At 39.8% G+C, this 18647-nt stretch carries 11 protein-coding genes; 2 read left to right on the top strand and 9 right to left on the bottom strand.

The features are described from left to right. Positions 1-679: 679 nt before the first annotated feature. Positions 680-2803: a PD-(D/E)XK nuclease family protein gene (locus IQ236_RS13485; protein ID WP_193869778.1), complete on the bottom strand. Its 2124-nt coding sequence runs from the start codon at positions 2801-2803 to the stop codon at positions 680-682. Between the two features lie 166 nt (positions 2804-2969). On the opposite strand from IQ236_RS13485, the gene IQ236_RS13490 reads away from it, so the two are divergent. Beyond that, positions 2970-4379, top strand: a complete 1410-nt coding sequence (locus IQ236_RS13490) for a proton extrusion protein PcxA (RefSeq protein WP_193869736.1) — start codon at positions 2970-2972, stop codon at positions 4377-4379. A gap of 11 nt (positions 4380-4390) precedes the next feature. Here the strand turns inward: IQ236_RS13490 and IQ236_RS13495 are convergent, their stop codons facing one another. From IQ236_RS13495 to IQ236_RS13530, 8 genes are all read right to left on the bottom strand, one after another. Further along, positions 4391-6697 carry a GAF domain-containing protein gene (locus tag IQ236_RS13495; RefSeq protein ID WP_193869737.1) on the bottom strand — a complete coding sequence of 769 codons (2307 nt, stop codon included), beginning with the start codon at positions 6695-6697 and terminating at the stop codon, positions 4391-4393. A 156-nt stretch (positions 6698-6853) separates the two neighbouring features. Continuing rightward, positions 6854-11125, bottom strand: coding sequence for a PAS domain-containing protein (locus IQ236_RS13500; RefSeq protein ID WP_322744156.1), 4272 nt, complete (start codon positions 11123-11125; stop codon positions 6854-6856). An 84-nt stretch (positions 11126-11209) separates the two neighbouring features. Continuing rightward, the gene (locus IQ236_RS13505) at positions 11210-11467 is read right to left on the bottom strand and encodes a helix-turn-helix domain-containing protein (RefSeq protein ID WP_193869739.1); all 258 of its coding nucleotides are present in this window, start codon (positions 11465-11467) and stop codon (positions 11210-11212) included. 214 nt (positions 11468-11681) lie between these two features. Then, positions 11682-13268, bottom strand: a complete 1587-nt coding sequence (locus IQ236_RS13510; RefSeq protein WP_193869740.1) for a mechanosensitive ion channel family protein — start codon at positions 13266-13268, stop codon at positions 11682-11684. A gap of 133 nt (positions 13269-13401) precedes the next feature. Then, positions 13402-14736 carry a 5-histidylcysteine sulfoxide synthase gene (ovoA, locus tag IQ236_RS13515; RefSeq protein WP_193869741.1) on the bottom strand — a complete coding sequence of 445 codons (1335 nt, stop codon included), beginning with the start codon at positions 14734-14736 and terminating at the stop codon, positions 13402-13404. A gap of 118 nt (positions 14737-14854) precedes the next feature. Next, complete coding sequence (locus IQ236_RS13520) at positions 14855-15979, bottom strand: mechanosensitive ion channel family protein (RefSeq protein WP_193869742.1); 1125 nt, start codon at positions 15977-15979, stop codon at positions 14855-14857. A 290-nt stretch (positions 15980-16269) separates the two neighbouring features. After that, positions 16270-16575, bottom strand: a complete 306-nt coding sequence (locus IQ236_RS13525) for a YkvA family protein (protein WP_193869743.1) — start codon at positions 16573-16575, stop codon at positions 16270-16272. A 156-nt stretch (positions 16576-16731) separates the two neighbouring features. Continuing rightward, positions 16732-17688: an SAM hydrolase/SAM-dependent halogenase family protein gene (locus tag IQ236_RS13530; RefSeq protein ID WP_407676153.1), complete on the bottom strand. Its 957-nt coding sequence runs from the start codon at positions 17686-17688 to the stop codon at positions 16732-16734. 27 nt (positions 17689-17715) lie between these two features. On the opposite strand from IQ236_RS13530, the gene IQ236_RS13535 reads away from it, so the two are divergent. Beyond that, on the top strand, positions 17716-18561 hold the full coding sequence (locus IQ236_RS13535; RefSeq protein ID WP_193869744.1) for a DUF3598 family protein: 846 nt from the start codon (positions 17716-17718) through the stop codon (positions 18559-18561). The last annotated feature ends 86 nt before the right edge of the window (positions 18562-18647 follow it).

Consider the following 18647-nt stretch of genomic DNA (forward strand, 5'->3'; position numbering starts at 1 on the left):
GGGATTTTGAGGGACAAAAATTACATCACCATTGGCACCCGGTAAGGTTTCTCCAACTAACCCGGTGAAGCTTTGAAAGATACCCGGAAGTTCTGTCGGAAAAATTAACAGGGTTTCCTCTGTATTAATAACTCTGGCCCTAACAGTATTAATTGCTGCACTTGTCATTTGTTAGTCTCCTCATGAATAAACCCAAGCAATCAAATTAACTCCTTACACCCCAACCTCGTTTCATTTATAGCATTCCCAGAAGGGTTGATGATAGTAACATCAATTTCTATAAATTGATCGGATTCAATTGTTTACCTGAAAACAAACATGACCAACCTCATTTTAATATTATTAGTAGAAAATTTTTTATTTCAAAAATGAGTAAGTTTCCTTGTGGAAGCCTTCCAAAATTGAAAATTGTACATTCAAAATGATGAAGAACTCAGAAAAAAAAAGAAGAAAAGCTAAAACTTGTACTTCATTGATTTCAAGTCCTTGCGTGAGATTTTATAGGTTAGTCTGAAGGTAAAATTTACCTTCTAGGGTTAGTTTTTAGGTAGACGATCCTGTACAAGTGGTGTCCCAACACTATTCCCTATATTATCTTATTTTTTCCCTTGTTCAATTTGAACCAATCGAAAGCTAAATATTCCCCAACTTACAGTTCAATAATAATCCTGATTACTGATTACTGATTACTGATAACTGATAACTGATAAAGGGGGCCAAGTTGTTCTTGGCCATTAACCGCTAAATCACTGTGACACAGAATTAAGCGATCGCTGACCCGACTCAACAAATCTACAATAATACGACGTAATCGTTGTAGATCAGCTTCCAACCCCTCTTCCACTGTCCAGGGACGATGCTCTCGTTCCCTCAAAAACAAAGGTGCTCCCCACAGGATACTTGCTCCCCCACTTAACCACAAGGGAGATCCCACATCAAGCCAAAAGTGCCAACGATGGGATGCTCGACTGGCCCGATATTGGAAAATCGTTCCTAAAGTCACCCCCCCAGGTTTAATCCCCAAACTGGATATGGGATAGGGATTGGCAGAAACCACTCCTAGGCGCAATAACTGAATAAACTGACCCACTTGTTCTGAAGGAGTAACACCAGTTTGCAGTTGTAAACGATTCTGCACCTCCCAATAATGAATTGCCGTTTCCATTAACTCTCGCAGGACGGACAATTGATCGGGTCTTAAACTAGAATTATGAATTAAAAAGTGCTGAACTCCCCGGTCTAACAGCACCACCGGACTTGCTAATAACCGTTGTTGATACTGTTGTTGTTGAACTTCAACCCAATGCAGAATCTGTTGGTAAGCTTGGGTTCCTTGATATCCCAACCGATCCCAACGGGGAAAAGCCGTCACCGGAAGCAACCGAGGATTTTCCCAATCTGGCACAAAACAATGATCCGCCAATAGACCAGCCCGTACCGGGTCAATCACAGGAGTTGACAATTCCCTGTTCCCTTCATAACTGAGAGTTACCAGCATTTCTGCGATCGCATCTCGGTGGACAAGGCGACCATTTCCCGGATAAATCAAGGCGATGAGGGTTAATAAAGCTCGAACCAGGGGAGAACTGACGAGGGGACGTTGTTCTTGCATCGACTCCACCGTAATACCTGCATGGTTGAGCAGTTCTCGTAGGGTATAACGAGCAATGGCATCTAAACCCGGAGCAATAACAGCAATTTCATCCGGTTGTACTTGACCTGTTTTTACCCCGGCAATAATCTGTTCAGCCGTTTGTCGCAGTAAATCAGCCCGTGATAGGGTTTGAATGGATTTAATATTAGGAGAAAATAATAGGGAGTCGGGAAAGGCGATGGCATTTTCAAACACTAATTCCAAAATCGGTTGCGCCAGGTCTTTTCCTAAACCTTGGGGTGAGTCTAAGGTTTCCACACGACAACGGGATTGTAAACGGGCGAGGTCATTGGGATCAGCCCCTAACCCTAACCGTACAGCCCCCTTTGGATTGTAGGTGAATGCAGCCATTTTTCCCTGCTCCAGAAAGAACTCAAACAAGTGGCGCGCGAGGGCGGGATATTCATCCACATCATCAGCTAAAACCACTGGATATCGACGCAGTAAGTGTTTTTGATAGATAGGATCATGCAGCAGGTGTTGACCATAGAGGTCTGCAATGATCCCATAGGTGAGTAACCCTCGTTCTAAGCACTCCTTTTGCCACTGTTTCAACCAAAAACCGATTTGTTGATTCAGGGTTTGGGTGGTGTCTGCGGGAGTCAAACCCTGCTCTAAAATCTGAGGAATGTCTTCAATGGAGGTTCCACTCAGAGCAGCCAGTTGTAGAAGATCCAAGACTTGGCGTACCCTCCGATTAACGCTAATCCCTGGACGTTCTAAGCTGTGGATTTCCAGATCACGACTCCAAAGTTGCAGCGCAAGTTCCTGTTCTGTTTCAGGACGTAATCGCAGGGGAAATTGGGCTTTTAGCCCTAACTTTTCGACTAATAGGGGCCAAAATAGAATCACTTCATCTTGAAAAAAGCCTAGGGGGGTTGTGGAGTAAAAAGAATATTGTCCCTGGGGTGTGGTGGTCAAACGCTCTGCTAAGACCATGCGATTATCACTATTAGCCGCAAAAATTAAGGTCGTCGTCCCCGTGAGTTGAAGCTTTAATCGGCTTTTTTCCCTTTTCTTTTTCCCCCTTTGGGGGTTGGGGAGTGTTCCTAATACAGGTGTCCATTCACAAAATAACTCAATGAGGCGAGTAGTTTTGCCACTACGGGAACCTCCAGTAATCCACAAAGCAGGAGACAGCACAGCAATCCGATAGAAATTTGCTAATATACCTCGTACATTGTACCGATCAAGGAGACAGTAGAAACCAGACAGAACATAGCCAGTAGGAGGCAAAAGTCACAAGTCATAACAGAAGAGATCCTGGAAGACTCATGACTGATAACTGATAATGCGGATACTTGATAACTGAATTATGGCGACTTCTAACTCTAATTTTTTAAACCGATGGTTTGGGAATGCGAATCAATGGTTTCGTGATACACCCGAACGGGCTTTGGATCAAGCTTATGATGCGGCTTTGAAGATTCGTTCCCTGGAAAATGAGCATTTTCAAGGGGAAAAAATTCCTTCGGAATCTCATACTGAATATAGCGATCGCACTCTGGCTTATTTTAATTCTGAATTGAAAAAACATCTCAAAATAATTCAGACTCGCTTAATGGTATTTAATGCTAGTCGTTCGGTTTTGGGATTATCTGAACAACTCAATCCGGCCTCAACGGTGAACGGTGAAATCACCCATAATCTGGAAAGGAATGGTTCATTACCGGACTCTAAAACTACTTCTATTATCTGTGAAAAGCTTGATTATATTGATACGGTGATTTCTCGATACCACCCCATGACACCGGAAGATTCCGTTGCCTTAATGAAAGCACCTACGAATCAATCTCTATCGCTGCGGAATACAGTTATTAATCAAGATCTTAGCATTACAAATGCTCCGGGAAACAATAAATCTTTGAATAATGGAAGTTCGACTTCAAGTTCGGGAAAAACAATTCAAGAGGATTTAACAACTAAACCTTCCCCCAGTGTTCTTCCTCGATCTTTGCTGAGAACTTTAAATCGGGTTCAACAGGAACTCAGACCTGAATCTGAGTTTGAAATGATCCAAAATTATCGAAAGTCTAAAATTAAAACCCTGGTTTCTATCCGATTTGTTTTATTGATCATTTTAATTCCCTTACTCACTCAACAATTGGCTAAAAATTTTGTAGTCGGCCCCCTTGTGGATCGAATGTTTACCAATCAAGAACAAACGCCTATTTTTCTAAATGTTAATATGGAGGAGGAAGCGTTTATTGAACTTCAGCATTATGAACAACGGCTGAAATTTCAAACCTTAATTGGTCAAGCTCCTCCCCTAACTCCCCAGGAACTCGATGAAAAATTAGAGGAAAAAGCCAAAGAATTAGCGGAAGAATATAAAGTTGATGGAAGTAATGCCATCAAAAATGTTTTTGCCGATATTATCGCTGTTTTTATGTTCTGTTTTGTGCTGGTTTCTAACCGGAAAGAGGTAGAAATTCTGAAATCTTTTATGGGGGATTTAATTTATGGATTGAGTGATAGTGCTAAAGCGTTTATCATTATTTTATCCACCGATATGTTTGTGGGGTTCCACTCTCCGCACGGTTGGGAAGTCATCTTAGAAAGTACAGCGCGACATTTTGGACTCCCTGAAAATCGGGATTTTAATTTTCTGTTTATTGCTACTTTTCCGGTGATCTTAGATGCGGTGTTTAAATATTGGATTTTCCGCTATCTCAACCGCAGTTCACCGTCTGCTGTTTCTACCTATAAAACGATGAATGAGTAAGGATAATTGCCTTATTCCAGAATGGCAACACGGGCATAATTTAGCCCACTAACCCCCGGAAGGGGATCAACGATTCCAAATTCAATTTGAGAATCTACCCACCCTTCCCGATGCAAATAACGAAAATATTGTTGATATTCTTGCCATTCTTCTTCTGTTGAATAAACAAGGGTTAGCATTCCGGGTTGGGTAATGCGAATTTTGGTGTCTTTATCTACTCCTTTATCAATCCGTTTTTTAACAATTTCATATCGGATATCACGGGTTCCTCGAACAGCAAAAATCCCTTCGGTATTCTCATCATGAAAAATATCAATCGGGGTATATTGGACTAAAACTAAATGGGCTAAATCTAGGGTGATTTTTTGTTCTGATTTTAAGCGAAATATCCTGCGGGCGCAATCACACATTGCCCTCAGTTGTTCATATCTTAAACTGCGGATATGAAAGGAGGTAAACCGAGAGTCAATGGACTTTCCAACATAAATAATATGATCCATTCCATCACTAAATTCCATTTCACAATAATGGGGAAGAATAGCCTGCATTTGCTCTTGCCAGTGTGTCCAAACTTGTTGTAAATGATAGGTAATTTGGTTTAACATTTCATCATAGTAGGAGCGGGCAGTATAAACACATCCATGTTCATTATTACAAGCTTCTTTATACTGTTTTAAAGCAGTTTGTACCTTGGAACTACACTGAGAAAAACAATCAAAATAAATTTCTAAATGCTCTTTCAAATAATCCGTTGAACTCATTTCAATTTCAACATTAATTTCTGTTTTAAGTTGAGTAATATAGTCTTGTAAATCCAGTTTAAGCTGTTCTCCTAATGAGGATTTTTGGGTTTCACATAAAGCGTCTACAATATTAATAGCTAATTGAAATTGTTCTAGTAAATCTACCTGAATCGCCCGATTTCGTTGTTCCGATGAACCTCGAATATCAGAAATTCCATAGAGGGGATAAACGGTTTCAAAGATAATTGTTTCGGGTTGAAATCCCCAACTCCGGCGCTCTGCTTCTTGTAAAAATCGCCATTCAACGGACGGATGAATATTGCGTAAGTTTGTGAATTGTTCTTGTAAACAATGGCAGAATGCTGTAATCAAAGCTGGGATTAATTGATAGGCGTTTTTAACATCACTTAAGGTAAAATGGTTGGGGTGATCACTGGTTAATCCAACTACCCCTAAAATTTGTTGACTTCCTTGTAAATTAACGGATTGAATCACTAAGGGAATTAATAAAACCGAACGTATATTTAGCTTTCTTAAATAGCGTTCACAATCTGTAAAGCACTGTTGTCTTAGGTCGGGAATATTAATGACTTGATTGTCTTGAAGTGCTTGTAACATCGGAGAATCTTTTAAGGTATCCAGAGGATAAATGATGGGTTGGTGAAGGGGATTATTCTTTAAACTCTGGGATAATTTGGCTTCTTGTCCTTGAATTCTCATGACTAAACAAGTTTTAACTCGAAATAAAGCTTGTAATTGTTTTTCAATATTTTCCCACTGCTGAGATTGGACAATTAAATCTCGACTAATTAATTGATGGGTAAGACGACGCATTTGTTCAGATTCTGTAATCTCTAATCCTTCTAACAAAAATACTCCCTTGACTTGATAGTTTTCTAAATTTAATTTTTGGGCAATATAATCTAAATTTCCCGGTTTTAAAAACCAACTTTCTCGCTCAGAAAAGGGCATTAAGTTAAATTTAAACTCTGCAAAGTCATCAAGTTGAGAATTCAGTTTTGTGATCTGTAATAAATCGGAATTTAACCAAATTGAAATAAATCGTTGTTCTGAAGTGTTAGCTGAATTTAAAATAGCGATCGCTGACTGATTAAACAGTTGTAAAGATTGTAAATCAATGTCATAATATTGCTTCAGAATGCGGTGTAAGAGATGATAACGATAGAGTTGTTCAAAGGTTAAACTATCCCACTGTTGAAACAGATCTGAAATTTTAAGATTTAAGCCGTTAAAGAGTCCGTCTTCAATTTTAAGATTTTTATTTTTTCCCAGCAACTTCTCCGATAATCCTGTTTCTGAGCCTAATAAAGTTGAATGAATATTAGAAACTTGACAAAATAATTCATTACCATAACGCAAAATTAAAGTTTGTGGCTCAATGACTGCCATCAATAGATGACTACAGCGCTGTAAATAGAATAACTGTTCTAAACTCTGTTTCCAATCCTGAAGGGGTTCAACTTTCTCGGACAGGGTTAATGGTTCTGTAGAGTCCGATGATACAGTATCTTTAGAAAGTTTACTGTTAGTGGAAACCGACTTAGAAATAGTCATAGCACAGCACCAAATTGGGGTGAAAGCTGAAGTTATCTCAATCTTCTACAGGTCGTATTTTTTTAGCTGCCCTATTTTTAGAAAGGTGCGAGAGCTATATCTATAATTTTATCAGGTTTTTGCCTAGGTGACAACCCCGTCCGATTCCTAAGCCGTTTATTTTTTGGTTAAATTAATAATACAAAGAACTAACTCATCAGGTTCAATCGGTTTAGCGAGGTGAACTTGAAATCCAGCCGCTAGAGCTAAAGCGTGGTTTGTTTCTCCCGCATAAGCTGTTAAAGCGATCGCAGGAATGGATGATGTTTTTCTGACTTCTGCAATTAACCCATAACCATCCATTTCTGGCATCCCAATATCCGAAACTAACACATCCGGCGCAAAATCCGACATCAAAGCCAAAGCTTCCCGTGCGCTGTTTGCAACCCTGACTTGGGCCCCGGCTTGTTTTAATATAAATTCGACTAAATCTCGAATATCAATTTCATCATCAACCACTAAAATTTTTAACCCCATTAAGTCAATTTTATCAGTCTCTATTGTTTGAGATTGAGGGTGTTCCCGCTTATATTCCATTAAGGGTAACTGGACGAGAAATACCGCACCTTGTCCTTCTCCTAAACTATCAACGCTGACAGTTCCTCCATGCAATTCTGTGAGATGGCGAACGATGGCTAATCCCAATCCTAAACCGCCAAACTTACGAGTTGTTGTACTATCTTCTTGACGAAAATAGTCAAAAACAAAGGGTAAAAATTCAGAATTAATTCCTTTTCCGGTATCTTTAACTTGAATTTGAGCTTGACCTTCTCGACACTCTAATCGCACCTCAACAATCCCTCCAGCAGGAGTAAATTTAATCGCATTCGATAACAAATTCCACATCACCTGTTGTAACCGAGTTTCATCCCCCAAAACATAGATAAAACCTGGAGATTCACCGGACAAAGCCTCTGAACTTCTCAAAACTTGTCCCAAAGAAATCACCTCAAACCTCACCTGAATTCCCTTCGCTTCTGCGGCTAATTTCACGGTTTCTAAAGCAGCTTCAATCGTGGGAATTAAATTGACAGGTTCCATATTTAACGCCATTTTGCCGCGTAAAATTCGAGAAATATCTAATAAATCCTCAATCAATTGGGTTTGTAATTTAGCATTGCGTTCAATCGTTTCCAGGGCACGAGCCGTTGCTGCTGCATCAAATTTGCGAGTTTGTAAAAGTTTTGTCCAGCCTAAAATCGGATTCAACGGCGATCGCAACTCATGGGATAAAACCGCCAAAAATTCATCTTTAATCCGGTTCGCAACTTCTGCTTCTTCCCGGGCGGCTCGTTCACGGGTTAACAGTTTTTCTCGCTCTTGTTCGGCTTGTTTTCGGTCAGTAATATCTCGACAAATCGCCTGTACCGTTGGTAAACCATTGAGGGTAAACAAAGTCGCACTCACTTCAACCGGAATTCGCTCCCCCTGTTTGGTGCGATGCACCGATTCCGCCACCAAACGCTTCTGCTCCAGCAGTTGTTCTATATTGGCTTGGGGATAAACCCAAGATGAACCCACAATATCGGCTACAGACATCCTAAGCAATTCTTCCCGACTAAACCCTAACCGATTACACGCTTGTTGATTCACCTCGATAAACCTTCCGGGTCGGTAATCCGGTGTCAGATGATACACTAGCACCCAATCTTCCATACCATTAAATAAGGTAATAAACCTCTGTTCCCGTTCTCGTAGTTCCTCTTCGGCTCGTTTGCGATCGCTAATATCCAAAAACGCACCAATCACTCCCCGAATTTTCCCCCTCTCGTCCCGTAAGGGAACCGCCCGACCATAAATATACCGAACTTCCCCATTTTCAAAGACAAACTCAAATTCTGCCTCAACATCCTCCCCCGTGCGTCCCGCCCTCTGCATCGGTAAGTCTTCTGGGGGAATATCAACCCCCTGGCGTTGAATTTTGAATGAAAAAGGATAACTTCCATCTTCCGGGGTAGCCGTCACAATCCCGCCAGACGGTAACTGTACCAATTGATGGGCAGCCCGGTTTGCTGTCATATCATGACATTGGGGATCGTGGGCAACCCAAACCGCAGCCGGAACCGTTTCCATAAAGGTTCTCAATTCCTCAGCTATTGCATTAGCCAACCCTTCACTTTCACGTAAAGCTAATTCCACTTGTTTATGGTCGGAAATATTAACCCCAGAACAAGTCACTCCGATAACTTCATCCTGAGTATTGCGTAAAGGTTCAATGGTTAAATCAAAATAATATTTCTGTCCCTCAATGCTCAAGCAAAGTTCCTCCCGTGCCCCGGTAGCAGTTTCTAAAACTCTTGATTTGAGTTGAACCAGTTGGGATGCTTGTTCATCTGGAAGTAAATCAAAATCGCTGCGACCGATAATTTCATCAGCAGATTGTTTCAGAAAGGGATTATAAATCCAGGTGTAGCGTAAATTTTGATCTTGATTAAATAACGTAATCGGTGCACTTTTAAGAGCAACTCGCAACCGTTCTTCACTTTGGAGTAAAGCTGCTTCTGATAATTTGCGATCGCTAATATCACTAAAAGAAATTGCCACACCATCACCAATTTTAACACACATATTCCGAAACCAACCCATAATTCCTTCTGATTGGTAAGATAACTCAATATCGTGGGGTTCTCCCGTTTCCACCACTCGCACATAACGTTCAAATAAATCACTATTAGTTTTATTCCCTGGAAGCACCTCTAAAAGTCGCTGACCGATTAAGTTTTCAACGGTTTGATGCAAAATATCAGCCGCCTTCGGATTAACATAAGTCCACTCAAAATCAATAATTGTACCCGTTTCATCTCGCACACTTTGCAAAATAGTAAAGGCATCTAAGGATAATTCTTGAGCCACCCGAAACCGTTCCTCACTGAGACGCAAAGCAACTTCTGCTTGTTTTCGTTCAGTAATATCTCGCCAATAAACCGCCAAACCTTCTTGATAAGGATAAACGTGGGCTTCATACCAAAACCCCGGATGAATCGTTGAAGTTTCAAAATGTTCTGCCTCCTGATTTTCCATGACTTCATGCAGTTTTTGAGCTTCAATAGATTCTAAAAAATCAGGATAAGTTTCCCACAAATTACACCCTAATAATTCCCCTCTGGTTTTCAAAAATAGCCGTTCTGAAGCTTGGTTAATATAGGTAAATCGCCACTGATGATCTAAGGCGAAAAAACCATCGGTAATACTTTCGAGAATATCAATCACCTGAGCTTTTGTCGTCTTTAACTCTTGTTCTCGAATTGTGGCTTCCTGTCGCAGTCGAGTCAGTTCTAAAATCGAGTGGACACGAGCTAAAAGTTCACGGGCGGAAAACGGTTTAATGAGATCATCATCAGCCCTCGCTTCTAAGCCTTCAATATCTGCCAAGGCTTCTGAGCGTTGTCGTTCAGTTTCGTAGGCTTGAGCATTGGCGATGGCAGTTGCGACGTGATTGGCAATTAAATCAAAAAACCCCCGATAGGAGTCATCAAAGGCACGTCGGGGGCTAATTCCTAGGATTAAAAACTCAGTTAAATGAGATTGAGGCTTTTGGGTTAAGGGGATGACCATCGCAGCCTGGGAAGGTTCATCCCAAGTCGCCTGTGGTAACGTCTGGAACCGGGTGTTTAAGTCTTTTAATAGTAGGGTTTCCCCGGTTTGGTTAACAAGATTTAACTGCCAAGGATCAGAATTTTCGGTTAAGTTAATCGGGGATAGGGCAATGAAATCATGGGGTTCTATTCCGGCGGTTCCTGCAAGAACAGCTTGTTTGCCCTCTTGAATGCGATACAACAGGGCAAAGGGGATGTCCATGTTGTTAGATGCGATCGCCTGAATTGCACGCTGACACGCTGTTTCAACGGTTTTAGCGTCCGTGGTGGCTGTGGCAATTTCCCGCAGGGTTTGCAGTCGTCGTTCTCCGATAATTTGTTCGGTGGTTTCGGTGACAGCACAAAAAATACCCCCGACTCCGCCACTTTCGTCGGTAATCGGACTATAGGAAAAGGTAAAATAGGTTTCTTCGGTATAGCCGTAACGGTGCATGATCAGCATCAAATTTTCCGACCAGGTAGGCTGACCGGTATGCAGCACACTGTCGGCTAAAAGTCCCACGACATCCCAGACTTCAGCCCAACATTCTTTCGCAGATTGTCCGAAAAATTGGGGATGTTTTTGGGTTCCTAAAATCGGGCGATACGCTTCATTGTAGAGGTTGATGTAGTCTTCGCCCCACCAAATGAACATCGGATAGCGAGAGTTTAAGATAATACTGACGGCGGTTCGTAAACTCTGAGGCCATTGTGACGGTGGGCCGAGAAGGGTTTTTGACCAATCCAAACTACAGATTAACTCATGGATTTCTCCTTGCCCACTGAACGAATCTTTTGACAGGTGAATGTTCACTCTTTGAACCCCCATTTTAGCTTCATCTGCATGCGTGCCCCACGTCTGACCCGTGATTGGCAGCGTGGGATACTTCGACAGTCCTTAGTCGGAAAAATATTGAGCCAGAAGATCCCGACTTCGTTGTTGCAGAGTTGGTTCTGGCGAAGTGCTCATCTGATGGAGTAATTGCTTAATCTGATTTAAGGCTAAAGGTAGGGGTCTGGTTCGCCCATTCTCCCAGCGATTGACGCTTTGGAATGATACCCCTAATTTTAAGGCAAATTGAACTTGGGACAAATTCAGACAGTGACGAGTTTCACGAATTAACTGTGCTACTCTTGGTTGCTCTGTAGCTTTCATAACAAAAGATAAAAAGGATTAATAATTAGCTCGAACTATACCAGATGTTATATTAAATATAACATCTATCTTTTGATAGATGTTATATTAGTCTATTATATAAAGTTCTGATGTTCACGACGATAAAAACCCTGATGGTTGATTGGGATTAACGTCGGTAAAATTTAAGGTTTGACTAATTGGGTTAAATCTGATTTTTTCAGAGAAAGCCAAATTAATCTGGGGTACTTTCAGTGTGAGCCGGAAGCAGAATTTTTTCCTGTAATAAGGCATCCCTCAATGTTTTTCGCAAAATTCGCTGAATCTGAAGATGTTTTCCGGGTTTCACTTTGGTTAATGTTCGTAGCAATAAGTTAGATTCGCTCAGACTTTCTACCCCATCAATTTGTGTAGGCTCTAGGATATCTGTAGAATTAGCTTTTAACTCCCGTCCTATGTCCTCAATAACTTGATAGATATAAACTAAATTAGAATCATAAGGGACGCTAACTTCTACTACTGCAAAAACATATTGTTTGGAATAGTTAGTAATAGAACCCATATCACCATTGCGAATAATTTGTAATTGACCATTGGGATGTCGGATGCGGGTTGTTCTGAGTTCGATGGCTTCAACAATCCCTTCTACTGTTGTTTCTTCGGCTTTCCTCAACTCAACATAATCTCCCACTAAATAGTAGTTTTCAAACAGAATAAAAAACCCACTGACGATATCGTTAATTAGGGTCTGGGCGCCTAAACCAACAGCAATACCAACAATCCCCGCACCTGCTAATATGGGAGTAGGATTAATATCGAGGGTATAAAGAATGAAAATTCCAACGGTGAAATACACTAAGTATTGCAATAAACTCCGAAACAAAGGAATTAGAGTTAAGCGTCTACTTCTTTGGATATCCGTCAAATTCTGCTCTTTAAATACTACTTCTTCTACGAGTAAGTGAATAACTTCAAATAATACTTGACTTAAGAAGACTATGGCAATAATCTTAATAATTCGTAGACCAAAAGTGGAGAGTTGGGCGATTAATTGGATCTGTTGCGTTACTAATGTGGCGATGCAAACATAGATGACAAATTCCAGACACCGTTTTAATAACGGAATCAGGTGTTGGAGACGAGCATAAAATCGTAACAGGTTATCGGAGTTAGAGTATTTGAGGGTGAGAATATCGAGGGTATCGACAATGGCGGCAACAGCTTTTAGAATCAGTAATCCAACTGCTATAATCAGATAGATTCGGAGTCCGATATAGAGATATTCGGAAACGATGACGGGTAATTTGAGAAATTGGGTACAGCAAATAATTACCCCCAGCCAAATTCCGCCTCTGATTCTTTGATAAAGGGCGGTAAAGAAAGCATCAATACTTTCATCATCGGCGGTGCTCCTTTCGATATTTTTGGCGCGAGTGCTGGCAATTTGTAGCCAATATTTCAGCAGTTTTAGGGCGATTACTGCTACAACAACTGCACCAATACTTTGACTAATACCGATGCCAAGGGTAATCCAAAATCCTGGGGGAATACGGCTAATTAAATTGAGTGTATATTGTTGAATATTTTTACCTTGGTAAAGTAAAAAACCATTGACACCGACAATCAAAATACACAGCACTAAGCCAACCAATAGCAAAAATGTTGTGATATTTCGGCGCAGGGTTTTGATTCGGGAATCGTCGCTTTTAAACAGGGAAAATTTAATTAAAAGTTGGGATGAATTTCTAACCAACCCAATCAAAACTATAAAAATAATGATCACTAGGCTAACTTCAGCCAAGATAATTAATAGGTTGCTCATTTCATTGTCAAAGTCAAAAACTAAGAGTTTAATAGACTATTTACTGATAACTGATACAGACGCGCCTGGGCGAAGCCATGCCGTAAGGCTATTGGCGCGTCTCTACACTGATGACTGATGACGGATAACTGTATTAGCTAATATCTTGAACGATCCGAAAACCAGCGTGTTGATAGAAATTGGGACGAAACCAATTGCGATAATATTTCAAAGCTTCTGTGCCGTTTGTAATCCAGCATCCCCCTAACATCATTTGATGTTGGGTATCAAAAAAGATAGCTGAATTGTCTTCATACAAAAAATGGGGTTCATATCCTGAAAGGGGGTTTAAATGATCACTCAACCATTCCCAAACATTCCCCCGCAAATCATAGAGTCCAGAGTAACTTTTTGCCGTTTCTAACAGTCCAACGGGACTCGGTGAGCCGAATTTAAAATTGAGATTATAATGGTCTACATCTTCTACTAAACCATTACCATAAGTGGCAACATTGTACTCGGCTTCATTCATTAACCGAGTTCCTTGACCTTTCCAACGACAATAAGCCATTGCTTCATAATAATTGACTTCCGCCGGCCAATCTAACGGTAAATCCATTTCATCAAACTGGGCGCGATATTGATAACTGCCATTTTCTAAACGCCAAAATTTGGGATGTTGGATATTATTTTCCGTTTTCCATTGCCAAGATTTTTCATCCCAATATTCTTGATTTTCATAGCCACCCGCCTTAACAAAATCCAGAAATTCGCTATTAGTAATCAGATATTTACTCGCTAAAAAAGGCGCAACTTCAACAAGGCGTAACCCATAATCAATATCCCAACCATAAGTTGGATCATCAAAAGCTTTACCCAGTTTTGCAATTCCACCTGCAACTTTTACCATTTCATTCTCAGGAGTGAAATGATTAGACGGGGCATATTTCCAGTCTGAAGGGCGTTTTACTCGCTCAATGGGTAACTGACGAAATAACATTGAAGAGGTTTCAATGTGAATGCGCTGATGTTCTATTCCCATGATTAACGCCCACAGGGGATAATCGGGAAGAATTGGCAAAGTAATCGGCGTTTTTTCAATGAATTCTGATAGTATTTCTAAGACTTGTTCTCGATATTTCCAAGCCGAGGTAACGTCTGGCCATTCCAAATGAGCGATCGCTTGATTCAATTCTGTGGGTGTTTCAGGATCAACCCCAACTCCAAACAGAATTTCATAGTCTTGATTAAGACATTTTTCTAATAATCCCACCCGAACTAATTTATTGATATAGAAAGCCGCCGAATGTCCGAGATAAAAAATAAGCGGATTTCTCAAAGGGTCAGGATTCAGATAAAAAGTGTCTTCTCCGACTAAACTTTTTAGGAGCATATCTTCGAGTTGCCAAGCTTCCTGAAAATAGTTGAGGAGGGTTTGGCGATCGCAACAATCTAGTTTGGGAGCGCAATTAGATACAAGGGTGTTCATAGGTAATGACGATGAATGTTTTCTCAGAATAAAACCCAAAAATCGGGCTGTATTGTTCAATTTTATCAACAAAATTGTTTCTAGCTTGATAAAGAATTAACCCAAACCAATGCTAGGTTTAATTGTTAGCGGCTTTCTGAGTTTGTTTATAGTGTTCTGGATCAGTTCGGAGATCGACATACAAGAAATCAATGCCTTCTTGTTCCAAAAGTTCTAATATGGCTAGATTCAAATTTTTCTCCGCATCAAAGTAGAGATTGTCATCATTAACAAAAGCAACGATGTTAATCACACGGGCATTATTTTCAATCTTACTAAACCGAACAATCATCTCTTTAGACAAGCCCTTAATAGATAAAGATATTTCTCGAATTGCATCACAAATTCGGGCGGTTTGTTTGGCTGAAATACCATCAATTTTGAGCGTTAAACTAATGCCCCATTTTAATTCATCACCTGGATTTTGTGACCAATTTTCTACGATTCCAGTAATCATTTTAGAGTTAGGCATTTTTACAATCGAACCCCATTGATAGACATGGAGAGTTGTCGTTCTAAATCCTATACTCATGATCTGTACAAAACCCTGTAATCCTGAGACTGAAACCCAATCTCCTTCTCGATAGAGATTATCAGAATAGATAATAATGGTACAAAACCAGTCATAAACAATATCTTTCAACAGCAAACCCAAAGTAATCCCAGCACCTCCTAATAGACCCACCAATGCTGCTGCGGATTGTCCTAAAAATATCTCACTGACTTTAATTGTGATGACGATAATGGCTGCTGATTGAAAAATCTTCGGCATCAAGGGCCTGAGTAACTCATCGAGTTCGGTTTCGGTATGCAGCATGACATTAGCAATGATCTGCCCGAAGATCGAAGCACTGCGATAAATCACATAAGCAACGATGAAAAAAACAATTAAGTTAAGAATTTTAGTGATTGCTTCGCTCAATTGGGGCCCAATGTTGATCGCCACAATCTCCTTAACTAGCCACAGTCCACCAATCAAAATCAGCCAACTTAAGGCGGGTTTGAGAATCGCAATTAATTCATCATCCAGTGTACTCTCGGTTTTTCGGGTTAAATACTCAATGCGTTTAATAATTGCTTCGATCAAAAATCGTCTGAATACCTGTGTTATTGTCAGGATCAGAATCACTAAAAGAATTTTGCCGACTGGGACACCTGAAACATCAATATTGATGTTTTTTAGGGTGTTTAAAATTTGTTCCATAATTAGTTTATTCCCTGGCATAAAATTGATAGGCGATCATCCAATATTGTTTGGACAATCACCCTAATACTTTCCTTGTGGGAAAATTTAGCATGATTAGAGGAAAGATTAGCGGATAACAGAAAAATTTAACAATACTTCACTTTGCTTTACTTCCGTAAAATCACTAGGTCATGGTTGCAGCTTTTTAAAACACTGATTCTTTCTTCAAATGGTAATATTAAAACAGGGAGTAGAGATCAGGGTTAATTTTCTCTACTCCCTTTTAAGATTTATATCAAAAAATTAATCTAGCTGACAGAAACGTCTACAACAGTTTGATCACGGTTGACAGATTCAACTTCATTAACCTCTGTCCCTTGGCGGGTTTGTTTGCGACGGTTTAAACCTTCAATCAGTAATTGTGATACTTCAGTGACTAAAATGGTCGCAATTATCCCATCATCTAACCATCCTACAACAGGCAGAAAGTCAGGAGAAATATCCACCGGACTCACTAAATAAAGTAAACTTCCTAAAATCACAACCCAACGATATTTTGTATTCCGTAGGGTAACGCGATACCAATTATAAAAGGATTGAATAAGATCTTTCATTTCAGAGCCCTAAAGTTGTTTACCTATTTATAGAATGACAAATTGAACTGGGAGCGAGAAGTGTAGAAAACCCTGTATTGTTGTAGGGATGTTTCACCAGAGATGTTTCCGTAATGGTGAGGTTGTTAGATGTAGGGTTTTATTTTAAATTCCTAATTACTGATGACTGATAATCACCTGGACTTTTGCCCCTAAATCTATTTTTAATTGTTGTTGAGCATTTCCCCCATTCATGGCAATTTCTACCCACTGATGCGAACCTACTAACCCCACCAATTGACCCGATGGCACATCTCCATAGGTTTCACCTTTTGGAATCAGACAAGATAAACCCGCAAGTTTATATTGTTCTGTCTGCAATATTTTTTTAGAATTTTTCTTGTTTTTAAGCTTATTTTTTTTGGGTTTGTGCTTTTTATTTTTGGTCTTTTTATTACCTTTACTGATTGCTATATACCAGTTTTGATCAGCAACAGTTTCCCCAGGAATATTGGTGACTAAATTCCCAAATCCATCAATATATTGAATACATCCTTCTATACCAAAATTAGTTAACTGATAAGACGGTAAAGATAACCGCACTAAGGTTTTGGGGTCAATGAAGGTTCCCAATTGTTCTAAGGGAACACCAGAGGCTAAATGAGCGCCAACCGCCGCAAAAATATCTCGACCGTGAAAGGTTGTACTTGGTTGAGTCTTTCGCCAATATTGAGGATTATTCAATTCAATCGCCATAATTTCAGAAGATTCTAAATGATTAGAATTAATGTCATTTTTAGGAGTTAAAAAGGATTCTAATAGTCCCGTTAATAATCCATTATCTGGCCCGACTAAATAGCTATTTTTAAATTGAATAGCGATCGCTCTTCGTTGGGTTCCTACCCCAGGATCAACCACAGCAATATGAACGGTTCCTTCTGGAAAATAGGAATAAGCATTCATTAAACAAAATCGGGACATAGCAATATTTTGAGGGGGGATTTCATGGGTTAAGTCAATCATATTAATTTGAGGATTAATTTGACTAATCACTCCTTTCATGACCCCGACATAAATATCTTTTGATCCAAAATCTGTTAAAAGTGTTATGATTGGATAATCTGGTGACATCATAAATTTTATCAATTAATAAAAATAAAAATGAACAGTCAATGGGAAAGTTTTCTAAAAAATCTGGGAGAATGGCAAGGATCTTTTACCCAGTTCTCAGCCCAAGGAGAACTCATTAATGATATTCCCAGTCATCTTACCCTAGAAAGTTTTAATGAAAATCAAATAGCCCGCCTAACCCTAAAACGATTTTATCCTAATTCTGATCCAACACTTCAACCGGAAATGAAAGAATTAGTTCGAGAATACCAATCTCTGGGACGAGATATTTTATTTTTTGAGAATGGTGCTTTTTCTCAAGGAACTATTCAACTGTCTCCAATTTCAAAATCCGGTGCAGAGTTCGGGTTTATTCATGAAAATCGACGGTTGCGTCTCGTGGAATTATTTAATCTTGATGGTTATTTAGAAAGCTTAACTTTAATTCGAGAAAAACGTCAGGGAAGCAATGACGTTGAACGCCCTGCTTTAACCCTTGAAGCTTTATTAGGAGAATGGCAAGGGGAAGGAATTACCCTTTATCCTGATTTACGTTCCCCTGAATCTTATTCAACTCGAATGCAGTTACAATTAGACAATGATCATCAACTTCAGCAAAATCTGACTTTTGGAGTTCAGGGAACTAAAATATCATCAAAAGCCAGAATTGACGGATCTATTCTTTACTTTGATCAAGGGAAAAACCCAGTTAGAGTAATATTATTGCCTGATGGGGCATCTGCTACAATTCCTGAGAAAGTAGAGCTAGGGAAGCCCTGCTTTTTTGAAGCGGGTTGGTTAATAAAACCCAATCTCAGACAGCGTTTAATTCGTCAATATAATAACAAAGGAGAATGGGTAAGTTTAACGTTAGTTACAGAACACAAACAATCCTAGGAGTCGGGTTTTATCCCTATAACGTTGATGGGGTAGCAAACTGAGAAACATAAATTCAATATCCAAAGTCCAAAAGTGCAGAGAAA

The sequence above is a fragment of the Planktothrix mougeotii LEGE 06226 genome (assembly GCF_015207485.1).
Lineage (GTDB): Bacteria > Cyanobacteriota > Cyanobacteriia > Cyanobacteriales > Microcoleaceae > Planktothrix.

What these genes read in the sequence shown, in the direction of transcription:
- IQ236_RS13490 (WP_193869736.1), top strand. Translation starts at nt 2,970, where the DNA reads ATGGCGACTTCTAACTCTAATTTTTTAAACCGATGGTTTGGGAATGCG.
- IQ236_RS13495 (WP_193869737.1), bottom strand. Translation starts at nt 6,697, where the DNA reads ATGACTATTTCTAAGTCGGTTTCCACTAACAGTAAACTTTCTAAAGAT.
- IQ236_RS13505 (WP_193869739.1), bottom strand. Translation starts at nt 11,467, where the DNA reads ATGAAAGCTACAGAGCAACCAAGAGTAGCACAGTTAATTCGTGAAACT.
- IQ236_RS13510 (WP_193869740.1), bottom strand. Translation starts at nt 13,268, where the DNA reads ATGAGCAACCTATTAATTATCTTGGCTGAAGTTAGCCTAGTGATCATT.
- ovoA (WP_193869741.1), bottom strand. Translation starts at nt 14,736, where the DNA reads ATGAACACCCTTGTATCTAATTGCGCTCCCAAACTAGATTGTTGCGAT.
- IQ236_RS13520 (WP_193869742.1), bottom strand. Translation starts at nt 15,979, where the DNA reads ATGGAACAAATTTTAAACACCCTAAAAAACATCAATATTGATGTTTCA.
- IQ236_RS13525 (WP_193869743.1), bottom strand. Translation starts at nt 16,575, where the DNA reads ATGAAAGATCTTATTCAATCCTTTTATAATTGGTATCGCGTTACCCTA.
- IQ236_RS13530 (WP_407676153.1), bottom strand. Translation starts at nt 17,688, where the DNA reads ATGATGTCACCAGATTATCCAATCATAACACTTTTAACAGATTTTGGA.
- IQ236_RS13535 (WP_193869744.1), top strand. Translation starts at nt 17,716, where the DNA reads ATGAACAGTCAATGGGAAAGTTTTCTAAAAAATCTGGGAGAATGGCAA.